This is a genomic window from Filifactor villosus (assembly GCF_042652965.1).
Taxonomy (GTDB): Bacteria; Bacillota; Clostridia; order Peptostreptococcales; family Filifactoraceae; genus Filifactor; species Filifactor villosus.
Map to the genome: position 1 here is coordinate 1 of NZ_JBHSHL010000027.1, position 16,827 is coordinate 16,827.

General features: G+C 45.4%; 11 protein-coding genes and 1 other annotated feature. Of the genes, 1 reads left to right on the forward strand and 10 read right to left on the reverse strand.

Annotated features, from left to right (window positions below):
- Positions 1–168 precede the first annotated feature (168 nt).
- The 9 genes from ACFO4R_RS07605 to obgE all read right to left on the reverse strand — a co-directional run bounded on the left by ACFO4R_RS07605 (position 169) and on the right by obgE (position 13,493).
- Positions 169–2,085: a type I glutamate--ammonia ligase gene (locus ACFO4R_RS07605; protein WP_379788475.1), complete on the reverse strand. Its 1,917-nt coding sequence runs from the start codon at positions 2,083–2,085 to the stop codon at positions 169–171.
- Positions 2,086–2,196: 111 nt separating this feature from the next.
- Complete coding sequence (locus tag ACFO4R_RS07610) at positions 2,197–3,486, reverse strand: methionine gamma-lyase family protein (protein ID WP_379788476.1); 1,290 nt, start codon at positions 3,484–3,486, stop codon at positions 2,197–2,199.
- 395 nt (positions 3,487–3,881) lie between these two features.
- A complete protein-coding gene (gene asnA / locus ACFO4R_RS07615) occupies positions 3,882–4,895 on the reverse strand; it encodes an aspartate--ammonia ligase (protein WP_379788477.1) in 1,014 nt (337 codons plus the stop codon).
- A gap of 280 nt (positions 4,896–5,175) precedes the next feature.
- Positions 5,176–5,413, reverse strand: a binding site (T-box leader).
- Positions 5,414–5,614: 201 nt separating this feature from the next.
- A complete protein-coding gene (gatB, locus tag ACFO4R_RS07620; protein WP_379788478.1) occupies positions 5,615–7,048 on the reverse strand; it encodes an Asp-tRNA(Asn)/Glu-tRNA(Gln) amidotransferase subunit GatB in 1,434 nt (477 codons plus the stop codon).
- A 15-nt stretch (positions 7,049–7,063) separates the two neighbouring features.
- Positions 7,064–8,527, reverse strand: coding sequence for an Asp-tRNA(Asn)/Glu-tRNA(Gln) amidotransferase subunit GatA (gatA, locus tag ACFO4R_RS07625; protein ID WP_379788479.1), 1,464 nt, complete (start codon positions 8,525–8,527; stop codon positions 7,064–7,066).
- 307 nt (positions 8,528–8,834) lie between these two features.
- A complete protein-coding gene (gene gatC, locus ACFO4R_RS07630) occupies positions 8,835–9,116 on the reverse strand; it encodes an Asp-tRNA(Asn)/Glu-tRNA(Gln) amidotransferase subunit GatC (protein WP_379788480.1) in 282 nt (93 codons plus the stop codon).
- Positions 9,117–9,409: 293 nt separating this feature from the next.
- A complete protein-coding gene (gene ligA / locus ACFO4R_RS07635; RefSeq protein ID WP_379788481.1) occupies positions 9,410–11,431 on the reverse strand; it encodes an NAD-dependent DNA ligase LigA in 2,022 nt (673 codons plus the stop codon).
- A gap of 11 nt (positions 11,432–11,442) precedes the next feature.
- A complete protein-coding gene (locus ACFO4R_RS07640; protein ID WP_379788482.1) occupies positions 11,443–11,730 on the reverse strand; it encodes a YhbY family RNA-binding protein in 288 nt (95 codons plus the stop codon).
- Positions 11,731–12,209: 479 nt separating this feature from the next.
- A complete protein-coding gene (gene obgE, locus ACFO4R_RS07645; RefSeq protein ID WP_379788483.1) occupies positions 12,210–13,493 on the reverse strand; it encodes a GTPase ObgE in 1,284 nt (427 codons plus the stop codon).
- A gap of 1,448 nt (positions 13,494–14,941) precedes the next feature.
- Here obgE and ACFO4R_RS07650 point away from each other — a divergent pair.
- Positions 14,942–15,928, forward strand: a complete 987-nt coding sequence (locus ACFO4R_RS07650; RefSeq protein ID WP_379788484.1) for a polysaccharide deacetylase family protein — start codon at positions 14,942–14,944, stop codon at positions 15,926–15,928.
- Between the two features lie 774 nt (positions 15,929–16,702).
- On the opposite strand, the gene ACFO4R_RS07655 is transcribed toward ACFO4R_RS07650, so the two are convergent.
- Positions 16,703–16,827 (reverse strand): transposase (locus ACFO4R_RS07655; RefSeq protein ID WP_379788485.1); only part of this gene is annotated, 125 nt, incomplete at its 5' end.

Below are 16,827 nucleotides of genomic sequence, written 5' to 3' on the forward strand. Positions count from 1 at the left end.
ACCTCCTCTGTTTTATACGAGTATCTCACATTTTTTACGTTTTGTAAAGTATTGCGTAGACACGCTCTAGATTGCTTCCGTAACCCACATTTTAACAAGGCAACAAGCCTGCCTATACAATGTTTCAAAAGTGGGTAAACTTACAAAATCCTTTCTCTGCGAAAATACCTAAAAAATATTCTTCTTATAGGCGGTGTAGAGTTCTTTGAGTTGTCCTACCTTACAATTCATCAAAAGTTGGAGTTCGGAGGCCGTTTCGTAATCCTCTCGCACGACCGCCTCCTTAATTTGAGTGAAGAGACTCTTGCTGTCGACGCTGTCCTTCATCAATTCCCATCTCAAATGGTTGATCTTGGTCCAGTTGACGATATCCAAGTCGGAGATATCCTGATGATTTTCATGTCGGATTCTACAACTTCGAACCAGTTCCATATTGTCTTCTATCAGGTGAAAACTCAGCTGATTTGCCCATTTTTCAACAATGGAAGCCATGTAAGAGTCAATGATCTCCTCCGTGAAAACTCCGTCTTTTTTCAACACCTCGACCTTATCGGGATAACGTTTGAAATTGACCAGGTTCTCATATACGGTTTTCGGAGGTTTGCCGAATTTTCTGTCCCTCTCCTCGGGAGTGTAGTGCTCAAAGATATTCTTCTCACTTCGATACTGTCTGCCCTTGTCGAGATACAGAGCCTCCTCTCCCTCTTTTTTGGAAAACTCCCGTTCCAGCTCTTCGAGGGAAAGCTTCATCGCCGCCTGCCAAAGACCGTCGCGAATCGCCTGATAACAAGCGGACAAAATAAGGTACACGTTGTTGTGCGGATTGGGCGAACGAAGCTCAAAGCGATTGGACATCGGCTTGGATCTGTCTTTGATCAACCCTACGAGGATGGAACGATTTCTTGAAGGGATTTGGGGACTGAGACCGAGGGAGGACACGATACAGATCGGTGCCTCGAAGTTGGGTTTGAGACGATTGATCGAATCGTTAGTCCAGGCGATAAAGGGATTGATGACCTCGTAGTTTTTGAGGATCCCCATCAGAGCGGACAGCCCGTAAGAGGTCGTATATCGGTTTTCGTTGTCCCTGTGCGTCATCAAATTCTTCATCTTCCCGTTCTTGAGCCTTGCAGCAATTCCGATATGGACGTGTTTTCCGCTTCCCGCTACCCCTTCGATCGGCTTTGCCCGAAAGGTTACTTCCAGTTTATGAAGGTGGAAGATGTCTTTAACCAAGTGTCTTATAAAATGCTCCTTGTCACAGGTATGAAACTCATCGTCGTACTTCCAGTCGATCTCAAGTTGTTCCATAACATGTTCGGACTTTCCGGTCACGGAGATCTTGGATGTAACTCCTCCGACTTCCTTATGTCCCATCTCGGGTTCAAATCCGTAGAGCTCCATCAGGTGGATGGTGTTTTCGAGAGCGGTTCGAACCATACTGTCGGTCCTCTTCCAATACTGCTGTTTGAGCCTTTGAGATGCAAAAAGCTTCTCCACATCCGCCTTGTCGTCCGGAGTCTGTACCCAAAACTCAAGCTCGGTAGCCGAAGTCAGGCAGATTTCCTCCACTTCATTCGCACTTGCGATGCCCATTTCCTCGCAAGCCGTAGGATGTTTTTTCAAAAAATCCACGGTATCCCGCTTTATCTTCTCGGACGCACGTTTAAGGATGGATCTCGAACACACATATTTTTCTCCGTGGATCAAAAAGGAAGGGATGCGAAGGGTCCCTACAGGAAGTTCCTCTTCCGTCAGGTTTTCAAAATTGTAGTCCACATACCAATCCACTTCGGTATCGGGAAGGATGATGACCTTTGCATTATCGAGGGTCGCAATGTTTTGGAGTACAACGCTCGACCCGTCGGTCTGGATTCCGTCTTCCAACAACGAGTCCATATCCTCGATGAAGGCGGGAACAGGTATCTTCTCATCGGTACCGTTCCCGCTGAAATCGACCGCAACAAAGGATACAAACTGTATTTCCTCGTGTTTGAGAAGAGTAGATACGATCTCCTCCTTGGAATGTCTGTCTTTTTTTAATACAAACAATAAGTCTTTCATTTTTTGACTGTTTAAGTTCATTAAAAACCTCCCTTTTTGTCTGTTTCTTTTCTATCTGGCATACGATCGCCTGCGTAAATCTCTTTTCATGATCGAGCTTTGATGAGTTTTGTCATCTTGTCCCGAAGTAAACTACGACCTCTTCAACCTCAAAATATTTCTAAGGGCGAGCAGGGAGCCCATCTTGGAATAGGCATAGGTCAACCCTCCCTGAAAATAGACCGTATACGGCTCACGAATCGGTGCATCCGCACTGAGTTCGATCGAAGAGCCTTGAATAAAACTCCCCGCCGCCATAATCACGGGATCCTGATATCCGGGCATAGCCCAAGGTTCGGGAGATACAAAGGAGTCGACCGGTGCCGCTTCCTGCACCCCCTTGCAAAAAGCTATGATCTCCTCAGGACTTGAAAGTCGAACCGCCTGAATGATATCGCTTCTCTCCTCCGACCATAGCGGAAAGGTCCGATATCCGCTCTCTTCAAACAGCTTACTGCAGAACATCGCTCCTTTGACCGCTCCGTTTACCACGCTCGGAGCAAAGAAGAGCCCTTGAAGGATGGTCCTGCTCATCCCGAAAGTCAGTCCACATTCCTTTCCTATTCCGGGAGAGGTCAAACGTTTGGCTACAAGCTCAATCAAATCTTTTCGTCCGCAGACGTAACCTCCCGTCAGAGCAAGTCCTCCACCGGGGTTCTTGATCAAAGATCCCGCCATAATGTCGGCCCCTACCTCCGTAGGTTCCTTCGTGTCCAGAAGCTCCCCATAGCAGTTGTCCACCATGATGACGGCATCTTTCTCAAAACCTCGTATAAAAGAGATGATCCCCCCGATATCCTTTACCGTAAGGGATTTACGACTGCTGTATCCCTTGGATCTCTGAATGTAGATCATCTTGAGAGAAGACGATGCCAAGATCTCCCTCTTGATGCCTTCCTTGTCAAAGTCCCCGTTGTCCAAAAGATCCACCTGTTTATACTTGACCCCGTAACTCTTCAGCGATTGAACATCCTCCGAGATACCGATGACCTTATCCAAGGTATCATAAGGTTTGGAGGAGATCGAAAGCATTTCATCTCCGGGATAGAGAAGGGCCTGCAAACACAAGGTCAAGGCATGGGTCCCATTTACGATGTTCGGTCTTACCAAGGCATCTTGGGCTCCGAACACCGTCGCAAAGATCTCCTCCACCTTCTCTCTGCCGATATCGTCGTAACCGTAGCCCGTCGTCCAGTTGAAGTGGACATCGGACAGGCGACACTTCTGCATCGCTCTGAGCACCTTGTATTGATTGTAATCTCTTATTTCATCATAGTGCAAGAACTCCTTCTCAAGCTGCTCTTCCACCTTCTTCATTTGAGTGACGAGGTCTTCGGAGATACCGAACTCCTCCGCCAAAAACTGTTCCAAATTCGTCTTCATCTTCTCCCCTTTTCGGCGCTTACAGCACCTGTGGTTTTTATGCAAATGTTTGATGGAAGGTCCCTCCTTCCGAAAGGCTGTAGATCCGCCACCTTTTTTCATCTCACCTGATACTGTTATCCGATCGAAATACCTGTAACGGAATCCTTGTTCTTACATCCGTCGAATATTTTTGTATCGTTTTTATCGCCATTTCCATAAAGGAAATACCGCACAAGGGCAAACCTGCGATTTCCCTTTGATTTTATAAAACACAAAAGTTTGACATATCAACGTTTTCAACAATTTCGTCTTTCGTATAAGACTGATCTTACACGAATTTTTCAAACGGTACGGTCTTGTCTATTCGTATCGGATGTTATAACATCCATCCTCTCTTGCCTTCCCGACCTCTATTATAATAGAAAAATATTATTTTTTGCACATTTTTCTTTTTCTTCCGTCGGCCATATCGATACCTGTACCTCTCCGATATGAGCCTTCTTCAGGAAGAACATACAGATTCGGGACTGCCCGATCCCTCCTCCGATCGTCAATGGAAGGACCTCATCGACAATATCTCTGTGGAAGGGATATTCAAGCTTATACAGTTCGTTTTTCTGTTCCAACTGATGGAGCATTGCCTGCCTGTCAACACGGATACCCATGGAAGACAGTTCCAAGGCGATGTCCAAGATCTCGTTGTAAAGGATGATATCTCCGTTAAGGTTCCAGTCATCGTAGTCCGCAGCCCTCGTATCGTGAAGGCTTCCGTCCCCAAGTTTGTTTCCGATCCCGATGATGAAAACCGCTCCTTTTTCCTTGGAGATGAGGTATTCCCTCTCCTTGGGCGTAGAGTCGGGATATCTTTTCCTCAGGTCTTCCGAGGTAATAAAATAAATATCCGCCGGCAAGACCCTCTTATACTGAGGATAGTCTTTTGCAAGCAGTTCTTCCACCTGTCGAAATACCTTGTATATATCCCGGACCGTCTCCTTGAGATACTCAATCGTCCTGTCGTGCTTGGAGATGACCTTTTCCCAATCCCATTGATCCACATAGATGGAGTGGATGTTGTCGACATCCTCATCGCGCCGAATCGCATTCATATCCGTGTAGATCCCGCTTTGTACGTCGAACTTGTACTTGTGAAGAGCCAGCCTCTTCCACTTCGCCAAGGACTGCACGATCTCAAGATCGTCCTTGGAATCCTTGGTATCAAAGCCGACAGGTCGTTCCACTCCGCTGAGGTTATCGTTCAGGCCGCTGTCGCGACGCACGAACAGGGGTGCGGACACCCGTGTTAAATTTAAGTTTGCCGCTAATTGCAGCTGAAAAAGATCCTTAATTTTTTTGATTGCAACTTCCGTCTCCACAATGCTGAGATGGCTCGCATAACCGTCCGGAATGATCAATGATTTCATTGCCATGGTTTCTTCCTCCTGCAACTTCTCTATTTTCTTCTTTCCCAATATTATTCCCCGTTTGAAATATCGGGGATACTATAATTGCCGAAAAACAAGGTGGATGTTCCTATGCTTTCAAAGCATTCGAGCTGTCAATTCTAACAGATAACAGTATAAACTCTCCCTATACGAAAAGGTTCTTGTTTCCATGCATCACTTTCAGGGGAGCACATTCGCAAACCCTTCTATCATAACAAAGAACCCAAATAAAAAACCTCCGCCCCGATATACACCCAAAGGCATATATAGGGACGAAGGTAATCTCCGTGATACCACCCTACTTCTTGACAAACTGTCAACTCCATAAAGTACAATCATACTTTCTCCGATATAACGTTCGGAACACACGTCTAAGCCTACTATATTGTTCGGTTAGCTGCTCCCGGATGTTCTTCACCCTTCCTCCTGTACCGAATTTACACCACCATCGGCTCTCTGCAACAGGATATTGAAAAGTTACTCCTTCCGTTCATTGCCGTATCGATATTCATTTTTTGATCGTTCTATGTGACAATTGAAGGTTTCGGTTCTTCTTCTTTCAAAAACTCTTGTCAAACCTTCATCACCCTCTACAGAGAGCTCTTGTCAAAATGTCATATAAACGATTTATTTCTCTATCATACATAGATATCGGCAACTTGTCAACTGTTTTGTTATATTTTTTGAAAACTCAAACTTTCGATTTACATATGTTTTTCTATTTCTTTTTTCAAAAGTTCATTGACCATCTGAGGGTTGGCCTTTCCCTTGGACTCCTTCATGACCTGTCCGACAAGGAAACCGAAGGCGCGGTCTTTTCCGTTTTTGATATCCTCGATCGACTGAGGGTTCCTGTTTACAACCTCAGCTACGATACCTGCGATCAAGCCCTCGTCCTGAACCTGAACAAGGCCTTCACTCTTGATATATTCTTCAGGATCCGTGCCTTCTTCAAACATCTTGCGGAAAATCTTCTTTGCGATGTTATTGTTGATCTTCTTCTCAGCGAGTTGTCTGAGCAGGTAGGCAAACTGTTCCATAGAAAACTTTTCGTTTCCTATCTCGGATTCGGAATCCTTGAGTCTTCGTAAAAACTCGGAGAGGAAGAAGTTTGTCGTCAACACCGGCTCCTTCGTCATTTTTACCAATTCTTCATAGTATCGTGAAATATCGACATTCGTATTCAGGATCTCCGCATCGTCCTTGGCGATTCCGTACTCCTGCACAAATCTCTTTCTCCTTTCGGCAGGAAGTTCAGGAAGCTGACGACGGATCTCCTCGATGTATTCTTGCGTCAGTTTGAAATCCGTGATATCCGCCTCGGGAAAATAACGGTAGTCCTGTACGTTTTCCTTACTCCTCATCGGGATGGTAAGCTGGTTCTGCTCATCCCATCTGCGTGTTTCCTTAACCGTGTTTTCTCCTTTTTCGAGCAGTTCCTTATGTCTCTTTTCCTCGTACTCCATCGCACGGAATGCGGATTTGAAGGAGTTGAGGTTTTTGAGCTCGACGATGTTCGACTTGACCCCGTCCTCTCTCACGACGTTGATGTTGACATCGCAGCGCAAGGAACCCTGCTCCATCTTCACATCGGAAACCCCCGTGAAGAGGAGGATCTCCTTGAGGTTCTCCAGATAGCGATAGGCCTCGGTCGGCGAATTCATATCCGGATAGGAAACGATCTCTATCAAAGGAACTCCCGCACGATTGTAGTCAATCAAAGAATCTCCCGAAGTGTCATGTATGGATTTCCCCGTATCTTCCTCCATATGAATCCGGATCAGTCTTATCTTTTTAGGTCTTCCTTCTTCGTCTTCGATCTCGACATACCCCTCATAGCAGAGAGGTTTGTCAAACTGAGAGATCTGATATCCCTTTGTCAGATCGGGATAAAAATAGTTCTTTCTGTCCATCTTGGTGTCGGTTTCGATCGAGCAATTGGTGGCAAGACCCGCCATCACCGCATAACGCATCACTTCCTTGTTCAAGACGGGCAAAGTTCCCGGCATCCCTGTACAAACGGGGCAACAATTCGTATTGACTTCACTTCCGAACTCATTTTTGCACCCGCAAAAAGCCTTTGTCTTGGTTAAAAGTTCGCTGTGGATCTCTATTCCGATCAGTGTTTTGTAGTTCATCCTTGTTCCCCCTTTCTATTTAAATTCCAATTGTTTTACATACTTGTGGTGCTCCGTTGCATCTTCAAAGGCCTTTGCGGCGGACAGAAGGAGAGCTTCCTCAAAATAGTTCGATATCAACTGAAGTCCCAGAGGAAGACCTTTTTCCAGCCCACAGGGGATGGAAACGGCAGGCAGGCCTGCCAAACTGACGGGAACCGTGCACAGGTCCTCCAGATAGAGCGATATAGGATCGGAAGTCTTTTCTCCCACCCGGAAGGCCGTTCCCGGTGCCGTCGGCGACAAAAGCAGGTCGAACTTGGAAAAGGCCTTTTCAAAATCCTGCTTAATCAAGGTCCGAACCTTCAAGGCCTTGTTATAGTACTGGTCATAGTAACCGGAACTGAGGGCAAAGGTCCCCAGCAATATCCTTCTCTTGACCTCTTCTCCGAAACCTTCGCTCCTTGTACGGACATAGAGATCTTCCAAATTTTCATAGTCGGAGGTACGGTAGCCGTATTTGATCCCGTCAAAACGCGAAAGATTTGATGAAGCCTCACTCGGCGCGATGATATAGTAGGTCGAGATCGAGTGAACAATATGTTTGAGATCGACAAATTCACATTCACAGCCCATATCTTCAAAAACCTTGACCGCATCCATCACGGACTTCTTAACAAAAGGAGCCACCGGTCCTTCCACCAACTCCCTGATAACACCTATCTTCTTGCCCCTCATTTCAGAGTTCAAACAACCGAGGTAATCTTGGACCTCCACCCTGCTCGAGGTGGAATCCATCTCATCCTTGCCTGCGATCGCCTGCAAAACGATGGCCGAATCTTCCACGTTTTTGGTCAGGATTCCTATCTGATCCAAGGAAGAGGCGAAGGCGACCAGACCGTAGCGCGAGATCCTTCCGTAAGTAGGTTTGAGCCCCACCAGTCCGCAGAAGGCCGCCGGCTGTCTCACCGAACCCCCCGTATCCGAACCGAGGGAAAAGAGAACTTCTCCCGCCGCCACCGAAGTTGCAGAACCTCCTGAAGAACCTCCGGGAACAAAGTCCGGATCAAAGGGGTTACGACTTGTAAAAAAGGCCGAATTTTCCGTGGAAGCCCCCATCGCAAACTCATCGAGGTTTACCTTCCCCATCATAAGCGGGGCATGCCCGTGAAGTCTGGTCACTGCCGTCGCATCGAAGATGGGGATATAGTTCTCAAGCATCTTCGAGCCACAGGTCGTCTTGATTCCCCCGGTCGAGAGATTATCTTTAAGAGAGTACGGGATCGCCGTCAACAAACTATCTTCCTTCTTGTCGATCTTCTCCTGTGCCGACTTTACCTGTTCCTTCGCTTCCTCGAACGAGGTCGTGATAAAGGCCTTCATCGTGCCGTCGACCTCTTCCGTTCGTTTTCTCGAAGCCTCATAGAGATCCATTGCACTGATTTCTTTGTTCTTTAACAAAGAGTTCACTTGTTTTATATTCAACTGATTCAAGTTCACAAAATTACTCCTTATCAAACTCCAATATATGTGTAAGTACCAACTGTAATGTCCCTTCCGGATCTTCATCGAACCCTTGCTTTCCGGCTAAGGACCTGTCCCTCCTGCATCGAAGGACCTGTGTAAGAAACAGCCTCTGCTCTCCCGAAAAATTTCCGATCCTCCGACATATTGACCCTCAGTTCCGTTCTACCCCCTTATTGCAAGCCAAAAAGATAAATGGAAGAGGCGGATCCGTAGTTCACCTCAATATTTGGATGACGGAGCAAAGAGGAAGACTGTCACCTTATCGGATCTTACCCTCTGTCTACAGGATCTTGGGGACAACAAAGCAACCGGCCTCCTTGGACGGAGCGTTTTTTAAGATCTCTTCCCTGGGGAAGGATGGCTTGACCTCGTCTTCTCTCAGTTCGTTCTCCATCCCCAATACATTGTAGGTGATGTCGCAGTGCTCGGTATCACACTGATCCAACGACGACACGTGATTTAAAATACGTTCCAGCGACAGAAGCATCTCCTCCTCCTTTTCGCTGTCGAACTTAAGTCTTGATAATTTACTGATGTAATCGAGCGTTTCTCTGTTTATCATTGCTTATACCGGCGACAGACCTCTATCGCCTTCTCCTTTCCCTTTTACTATATTTCGCTTTGAAGGAAACCCGTAGGTCTTTAACTTCGTTCGCTCCTCATTTGCCTATTTACCGCCTTTTGTTTCAACGGCCCTTCCCGATGTTATTGCACGACAATACTCCTATCAACTTCAACCGTATTGTAAGCTCTTGCACGTGATAAGTAGATGCCGAAATAAGGAGAACTGTCCATATACCACTACACCGGTTGAAGATCTCCGTCCTTATTCTCTCCGTAAGCATCGAACCTGCCCTACCTGTATTTTTCCTCCACCTCTTGCTTGGAGGTCAAGGTCAGCATAGTTCGAAACTCCTCCTCGCTTAGGATCCTGACATTGAGCTCCATGGCCTTATCCAATTTGGAACCGGCTTCTTCTCCTGCCAAAACGAAGTCTGTCACTTTACTGACGGATGAGCTCGCCTTTCCCCCGTTCTCTTCGATCAGTTTCTTGGCCTCCGCCCTCTTGAGAGTGGGAAGGGTCCCTGTAAGCACAAACTTCAGACCTTCAAAAATAAGCTCTCCTTCCTGCTTCTGCGTTTGAAGTGACATCATATTGACTCCGAGCTCCTTCAATCTTCGGATCAGTTCACGATTGGCCTCGACTGAAAAAAAATTCTGAATACTCTGTGCCGTCTTGTTTCCGATCTCATCGACGGCAACAAGTTCCTCACAGCTTGCAGTCATAAGTTGATCCATGGAGGAAAATCGGTCTCTCAACAACTTGGAGGCCCTTTCTCCGACAAAATCGATACCCAGAGCAAAGATCAGTCGGTCCAGGTCCCTATGTTTCGAAGCTTCGATCGCAGCAATCAACTTCTCGCTCGAACGCTTGCCGAAACGTTCCATCTTCTCAAGTTCCTCCGCCTTCAAAAGATAGATGTCGGCGGCATCTTGGATCAGGTTGTTCTCAAATACAAGGTCCACGATATTGGGCCCCATATTTTCGACATCCATCGCTCCCTTAGAAACGAAGTGGATAATACGTCGTTTTCTCTGTGCCGGACACATGGAATTGGGACATTTGACCGCCGCCTCCGACTGAAGGCGAACCGTTTCGGTATTGCAAACGGGACAGAGCCCGGGCATTTCGAACTTGCGTTCCTCTCCGGTCCGCTTTTCGACGATGACATTGCAGACCTCGGGAATGATCTCCGCCGCCTTTTGGATCACGACCCGATCACCGATGCGAATGTCCTTCATCCTTATATAGTCCTCGTTGTGTAAGGTCGCCCTCGACACCGTCGATCCCGAAATAAAGACCGGCTCCAACTCCGCAATCGGAGTGAGGACTCCCGTGCGTCCCACCTGCACCTTGATATCTTTGATCACAGTCTCCTTCTTTTCGGCAGGAAACTTATATGCGACCGCCCACTTGGGAAACTTGGAAGTATAGCCGATCGCCTCTCTTTGAGGGATGCTGTCGACCTTGATCACAAGTCCGTCGATCTCGTAGTCAAGTTCCTGTCTGTGTTCCGTCCAATATCGAACATCCGCGATCAACTCTTCCACATCGGCGTAGAGCTTGCGGTTTTCTATAACGTGAAAACCCCATTCCTCCAGCTTGTTGAGCTGTTCAAAATGAGAATCCGCCGTCGACACCTCCTCCTGCTGAATATTGAAGATAAAGATGTCCAACCCCCTGCTCTTCGTAATAGACGTGTCCAACTGCCTCAAAGAACCCGAGGCGGCATTGCGGGGGTTTGCAAAGGGGTTTAAGCCGTGCTTTTCCTGCTCCTTATTGAGACGTAGGAAGGCGGACTTGGGCAAAAACACCTCTCCTCGAACCGTTCCGCTCCAACCCTCCTTCAACTTCTTGGGGATTGCAGCGATCTCCTTAAGGTTGAGAGTGATATCTTCGCCGACAACACCGTTTCCTCTGGTTCCTCCCGCTACGAACCTCCCATTTTGATAGTTCAAAGCTACGGACAAGCCGTCGATCTTAAACTCCATACAATAGCAGATTGCTCCGAGTTGCTTACGCATTTTTAAATCAAAATCCCTAATCTCCGCCTCCGAAAATACATTTCCAAGTGACAGCAGGGGAACGGTATGCTCAAAGGTCGAAAACTGTTTCTGAGCCTCTCCGCCGACAACTTGAGTGGGAGAATCTTCCGCCTTATATTCGGGATACCTCTCCTCCAAATCGGACAAATGACGTAGCAGCTCATCGTACTGCGCATCACTGATCTCGGGCTCGTCCCTGTTGTAATACTTATCCGAATAATAACGGAGCTTTTCTCTTAATTCTTCGATCTCTCGTTTAACCTCTTGCATCTCTTCTTCCCCTATATCTTAAACTTGGAATCCTTCTTCGCCTGCCTGAACAAAACAAACTTCGAACCGATACACTGAACGATCTCCGTATGAAGCATTGCACTTACCTTCCTTGCCGTTTCCTTTGTATCGAGGTAGGCGGTATCCAAAATCTTTACCTTAATCAGTTCCCTCTTGGCGATCGCCTTTTCAATGGATTCAATGACCTCCTTGGTCAAACGTTCCTTACCTATTATCACTACCGGTTCCAATTCGTTACTGAGTGAGCGTAATTTTGCTCTCTGTTTCGTTGTAATCATTCCTCTTGGAAGGGAACATCTCCCTTCCTTCCTCCTCTTCCTAATGTTTTATTCTCTTATTACTTCTTCCCTTACAGGTCATGAAAAAAGATCGCATTCCCCCACAGAGTATACTCTCTCCTTGTTTCAGCCTCCACACAATACACCCTGTTTCACAACCGGCCAAGTCTTCCTAATACGTATATTGTCTCTATACGGCAGTTCGGTCGGACAACGGAAAGTACCGTGCAAAAATACAAACGGATCTTTCCTCTGTTTTGCAAAATACAAAAATCTCTTAAGCGAACATCTTTAAGAACATGTTGATCCGAGAAAAACCGACTGTCATCGTTCCCTTGCAATGATGCGGTACTTCCAACGGTTTCCCCATATACTTTGAAGCAGGTATTGTAGCACAAGGCATTTCGCTCTTTAACAACGGATGTTTGTTCCGTTTCTCGAAGGGATAGTCCGTACTTGCAGTCCGCACCATATCTTCTTTAATCAAAGAACTCAAACTCTAAGTCATACATCCGAACCGTATCTCCATCGTCAATACCCATACTGCGTAACCTGTCAAAGACTCCGTTTTGCTCCATCACTCTCTGGAAGTAGCGGATGGACTCCATATCATCGAAGTTTACCGAATACAGCAGTTTCTCAAGCTTTTCTCCCTCAATGACATAGACCCCGTCGACCATCTCGATCCTAATCTCGTCCTCCGGCAACGCTGCCCTGTCATCTTCCACGGACCACATGTCCTCCGGAGAATACAAGGGTTCTTCTTCAATCTCGGACAGGCGCTGACTTACATAGTTCAAGACATCGCCCAAGCCCTCCTTAGTCGCTCCTGAGAGCGGAAACACTTTGTATCCGTCGTTTTCGACCCTCTCCTTGAATTCGTTGTACGCGCTCTTGTCGAAGAGGAGATCCATCTTGTTTGCGATCACGATCTGCTCCCTCTGTGCCAACTTTTCGTTATACAGAGTCAGTTCCCTATTAATCTGTAAGAAATCTTCGTAAGGCTCTCTTCCCTCAATCCCCGAGATATCCACGATATGAAGAAGAAGCCTTGTCCTTTCTATATGCCTGAGAAAGTCATGCCCCAGTCCGACGCCTTCATGAGCCCCTTCGATGATTCCCGGGATATCGGCAATCACAAAGCTCGCCTTATCAGGAAGCTTGACCACTCCTAAATTCGGTGTCAAGGTCGTAAAATGATAGTTTGCAATCTTCGGATTGGCCTTAGTAACGATCGACAAAAACGTCGACTTTCCGACATTGGGAAACCCCAGCAGACCGACATCCGCTATCAGCTTGAGTTCCAAAAGTACATTCCTCTCCTGCCCTTCCGTTCCCGCCTTTGCAAAGTTCGGTGCCTGACGGATCGAAGACTTGAAATGAGTGTTTCCCTTTCCTCCCCGACCTCCTTTTGCCACTACGGACTCCTCTGCGTTTTCTTTAAGGTCTGCTATGACCAAGCCCGTTTGTTCATCTCGAATAACAGTGCCGACAGGGACCAACAGAACGAGGTCTTCTCCCTTTTTGCCGTACATATTCGAACCCTTTCCGTCCTCTCCCGAAGGTGCGATATAAGACTTCTTATACTTGAAATCCATCAAAGTACGAAGGTTCGAATCCGCACGGAAGATGACATTTCCTCCGTTACCTCCGTCTCCTCCTGCAGGCCCTCCTGCCGGAACATAGATCTCCCTTCGAAAAGCAACTGCTCCGTTGCCTCCGTTACCGGCTTTCACATATATCTTCGCCTTATCTATAAACATTACACTTCCCCTTTATTCCAAACTTTTATACAATGATCCGCCGACGAAACCATCCTCTATCATGCTTTTTGGAAAACAGCATCGACAAGTCTCTTTCGTTCGGCAATACTGTTTCAATTATAACACAAGAAAAAATATTACCGTAGAAAAATAGTACAAAAACAAAAAATAATCTCTCCTCCCGTCATCTTTTACAAGTATTTCATTACCGACATGCCGAAAATTTCGTATCCTACTGTTCTCCATTTAAAATGTCAAGGAAACAAAATCTATATTACCGGAAACGTTTTTTGCTCCCTCAACACATCATTTTCATAGGACAACACCATGTGATTCAACAAAATAGAGTTCTTGAAAGTATTCGTTTGACGAGTTTTTATACTCCGTAAAACAACAATACACACATAGTATCCCATTCTCCAATAAAAGTATGGTTCTATCCGTTTTGTAACCACAACCATTGGTTTAAACCTCCCAAGGAGTACAAATCAATGTTCTCCATCATTCAAATGCTCAATAATATTACGCCTCTGTGTAGCGGTTCTATAAAATTTCTCTTGTATAATACTACTATTCTTTTGAATAGTGGATATAAACAATCTGTGACCCATAGAAGACAACATAGTTTTTCGTCATCGAAAAATAGATATATCCACACTTCTATTGAAAAATAGTATAAAACAGAAACTCGGACCAAACATTCCTCTTCATCCTTTCTTTAACAAAAAAGAAAATTCTCCCTTCTGTCACGAATCCTATTGTCCAAAAATAGAGAATTGATACGTTTTTTTACACTATTTTGTTACAATAACTGCTATAATAGTTTATAATATGAGGGTAGACGATCGTGCCTTGTTAAACCGCCTTGAAATAGAAACAAGATGGTCTGAATAAAGTGCTATACCGTCTATACCGGTACAATGCCGCATAACTTCAAACAACTGAATGAAATCCGTTTTGATAGAGCAATAAAACATTTGAAAGCCCGTTTATATTATAGACCTGTTCTGTTTTGTAAAGCGACAGATAAAATATATTTCCTCATTATGAGGGCTTTGCTTTATTGTCCGAGGCAATACCCCATAATTCTAAAAGTCGGCATAAAATCCATTTTATATGAAAGATGGGCTTTTTGAACGTCTTGATACGAAGGGCCTTTCTATTTTTTATGAACTCAAAGGAAGATCGGAAGTTTGTCTTTGTGTGGTGCTTTCCCTAAGTCTTTTGCATCGATCTATGATCGAACTTGCCCGTCGGCTCGAATACTTTTCGAGATGCGGACAATCGTCTTAATCCGTTCCCCATTATGAAGCTCATAACGAGTCTTACATAACCGTCTTGTGCTTAGACCGTAATACCTATCCCGGTAAGGCGGCTTTCCAAAAACGGGTCTGTGTGCGTAATGCATTAAGTCGAAACGAAAAATTTATACCGAAGGAGTTTTTGCAATGAGTTATCAAAGTTATTCATCCCACAAAAAACATAGACGCAGAAGAATTCACTATCCCAGGGTCATCGGTGCTCTCTTACTGCTTATCCTCTTGGGTTTTGGTGTATTCTACGGTTTCTCAAAAGTCATGGCTATGAAATCAAAGCCCGTTGAAGAAGAAAGCATCTCTCAAGAATTCCTCCCCAGAGAGTCTCTTTTTGTACTCTCTCCCAAAAACAGACCTACAGTTCTGTTACAGGCCGCTTTAAACTGGGAACATTCGATCGTCCCCGGAAGCAACCACTTGGGTTCTGCCGCTAAGTATGCTTATGATACAAGGGAGATCCGTGACTATATTCGCGGCAAGAAACAATACAGCGGAGATAACAAGCTGGTCTTTCTTACCTTTGATGACGGTGTGAATCAAAAAATTTCTCCTCGGGTTCTCGATATTCTAAAAAAAGAAGGAGTTCCCGCAACCTTCTTTATCCTCGGACAGACGGTCCATGAAAAGAACCGCAATATCATCGAGCGTGAGTTGAACGAAGGACACTCCATAGCTGTTCACAGCTTTACTCACAGTTACAAAAAACTCTATCCGGGAAGAAAAGCTCGTCCCGATCGCATTATGGAAGAATATCATCAGACAAACAATGCTTTGAAGGCAATGTTGGGTGAAAACTTCGATTCAAAAGTCTTCCGCTATCCCGGCGGACATATGTCTTGGAATAACATCGAAGCGGCAGATGCCGAACTGGAGAAGATCAATGTCATATGGATCGACTGGAACGCCCTCTGTGGAGATGGCGAACGAAAAAAAGTGCGTCCGACGACCGCTCAAGGCATGGTCGATTTCACAATAAGAACGGCAAACAGCAATAAGAACAAGAGTGTCTTGGTCGTCCTGATGCACGATGCCGAAAACAAGAAACTGACTGCCGATGCTCTTCCTCAAATCATTCGATACTTTAAGGATCAAGGCTATACCTTCGGAGTTCTTAAGTAAGGATTTATGTTATGGCTTATTTGAAGGTTCGGTGTCAATGATTTGCACCTTATATGGAATGGAGTCTTTTTATGATTTGTAAAACGGTTGCGACCGCTTCTTGAGTGAAAAACCATATACTGAATTCTATAATTGAAGGGGCAGATAAACAGAATCTGTAATCATTGAAAACGTCTCGAGAAAGGATGGAATCAAGCCTCAATGATCCATCCGGTTTGAAGAGGAAATGACACAAAACCAAAACTCAATCATTCATACGTTTGTGTATCGGCACAGCAGACATTGATCTGCTATGCCGATTTTTTTCGAGATTGATGCCACACCTGATAGAAAGTCCGTCATATGGACTCTTTGACCACGAAACCCCGCTTCACCTCTTATAGTGCTATTATCTGATTAAAATGTCCGGTTTGCAAAATGTATAACTACACACCGTCATTTCCGGTATTACAGCGCATTGATATTCCTATAAACTCAAACTACGTTAAGGAAAGACCTCACAATTGGCAAAATAAAAAAAGAATGGGGATAACAGGGTAAAAAATTGATATTTATTCCCCGTTATCTCCATATTTCTCTTTGTTGTGCCCGATTTTTCGTTTTTCGGGCACAACAAATTAAGCACTTAGGCTCCGCCTCTGTGCGATTAATAGATTCGCCAAGCTACACAGGATATTTATAGTGAACGCAAAAATTATTTTCACTTTGCCGAATCCCTATTCTTCAAAATAGAATCGAGATACATTTCGAAAGTGCAGATATTTATGTCGTTTGCTATAGCTTCGCCTCCTGTTTCTTAAGTCCTTTATATCTCGTCTTTCGATAGCCAAACCTTGCTTTGATGATCCCAAAGACATGTTCTACTTTGGATCGAATCGATGATTTCTCCCTCTCTCTTC

What these genes read in the sequence shown, in the direction of transcription:
- ACFO4R_RS07605 (WP_379788475.1), bottom strand. Translation starts at nt 2,085, where the DNA reads ATGAACTTAAACAGTCAAAAAATGAAAGACTTATTGTTTGTATTAAAA.
- ACFO4R_RS07610 (WP_379788476.1), bottom strand. Translation starts at nt 3,486, where the DNA reads ATGAAGACGAATTTGGAACAGTTTTTGGCGGAGGAGTTCGGTATCTCC.
- asnA (WP_379788477.1), bottom strand. Translation starts at nt 4,895, where the DNA reads ATGGCAATGAAATCATTGATCATTCCGGACGGTTATGCGAGCCATCTC.
- gatB (WP_379788478.1), bottom strand. Translation starts at nt 7,048, where the DNA reads ATGAACTACAAAACACTGATCGGAATAGAGATCCACAGCGAACTTTTA.
- gatC (WP_379788480.1), bottom strand. Translation starts at nt 9,116, where the DNA reads ATGATAAACAGAGAAACGCTCGATTACATCAGTAAATTATCAAGACTT.
- ligA (WP_379788481.1), bottom strand. Translation starts at nt 11,431, where the DNA reads ATGCAAGAGGTTAAACGAGAGATCGAAGAATTAAGAGAAAAGCTCCGT.
- ACFO4R_RS07640 (WP_379788482.1), bottom strand. Translation starts at nt 11,730, where the DNA reads ATGATTACAACGAAACAGAGAGCAAAATTACGCTCACTCAGTAACGAA.
- obgE (WP_379788483.1), bottom strand. Translation starts at nt 13,493, where the DNA reads ATGTTTATAGATAAGGCGAAGATATATGTGAAAGCCGGTAACGGAGGC.
- ACFO4R_RS07650 (WP_379788484.1), top strand. Translation starts at nt 14,942, where the DNA reads ATGAGTTATCAAAGTTATTCATCCCACAAAAAACATAGACGCAGAAGA.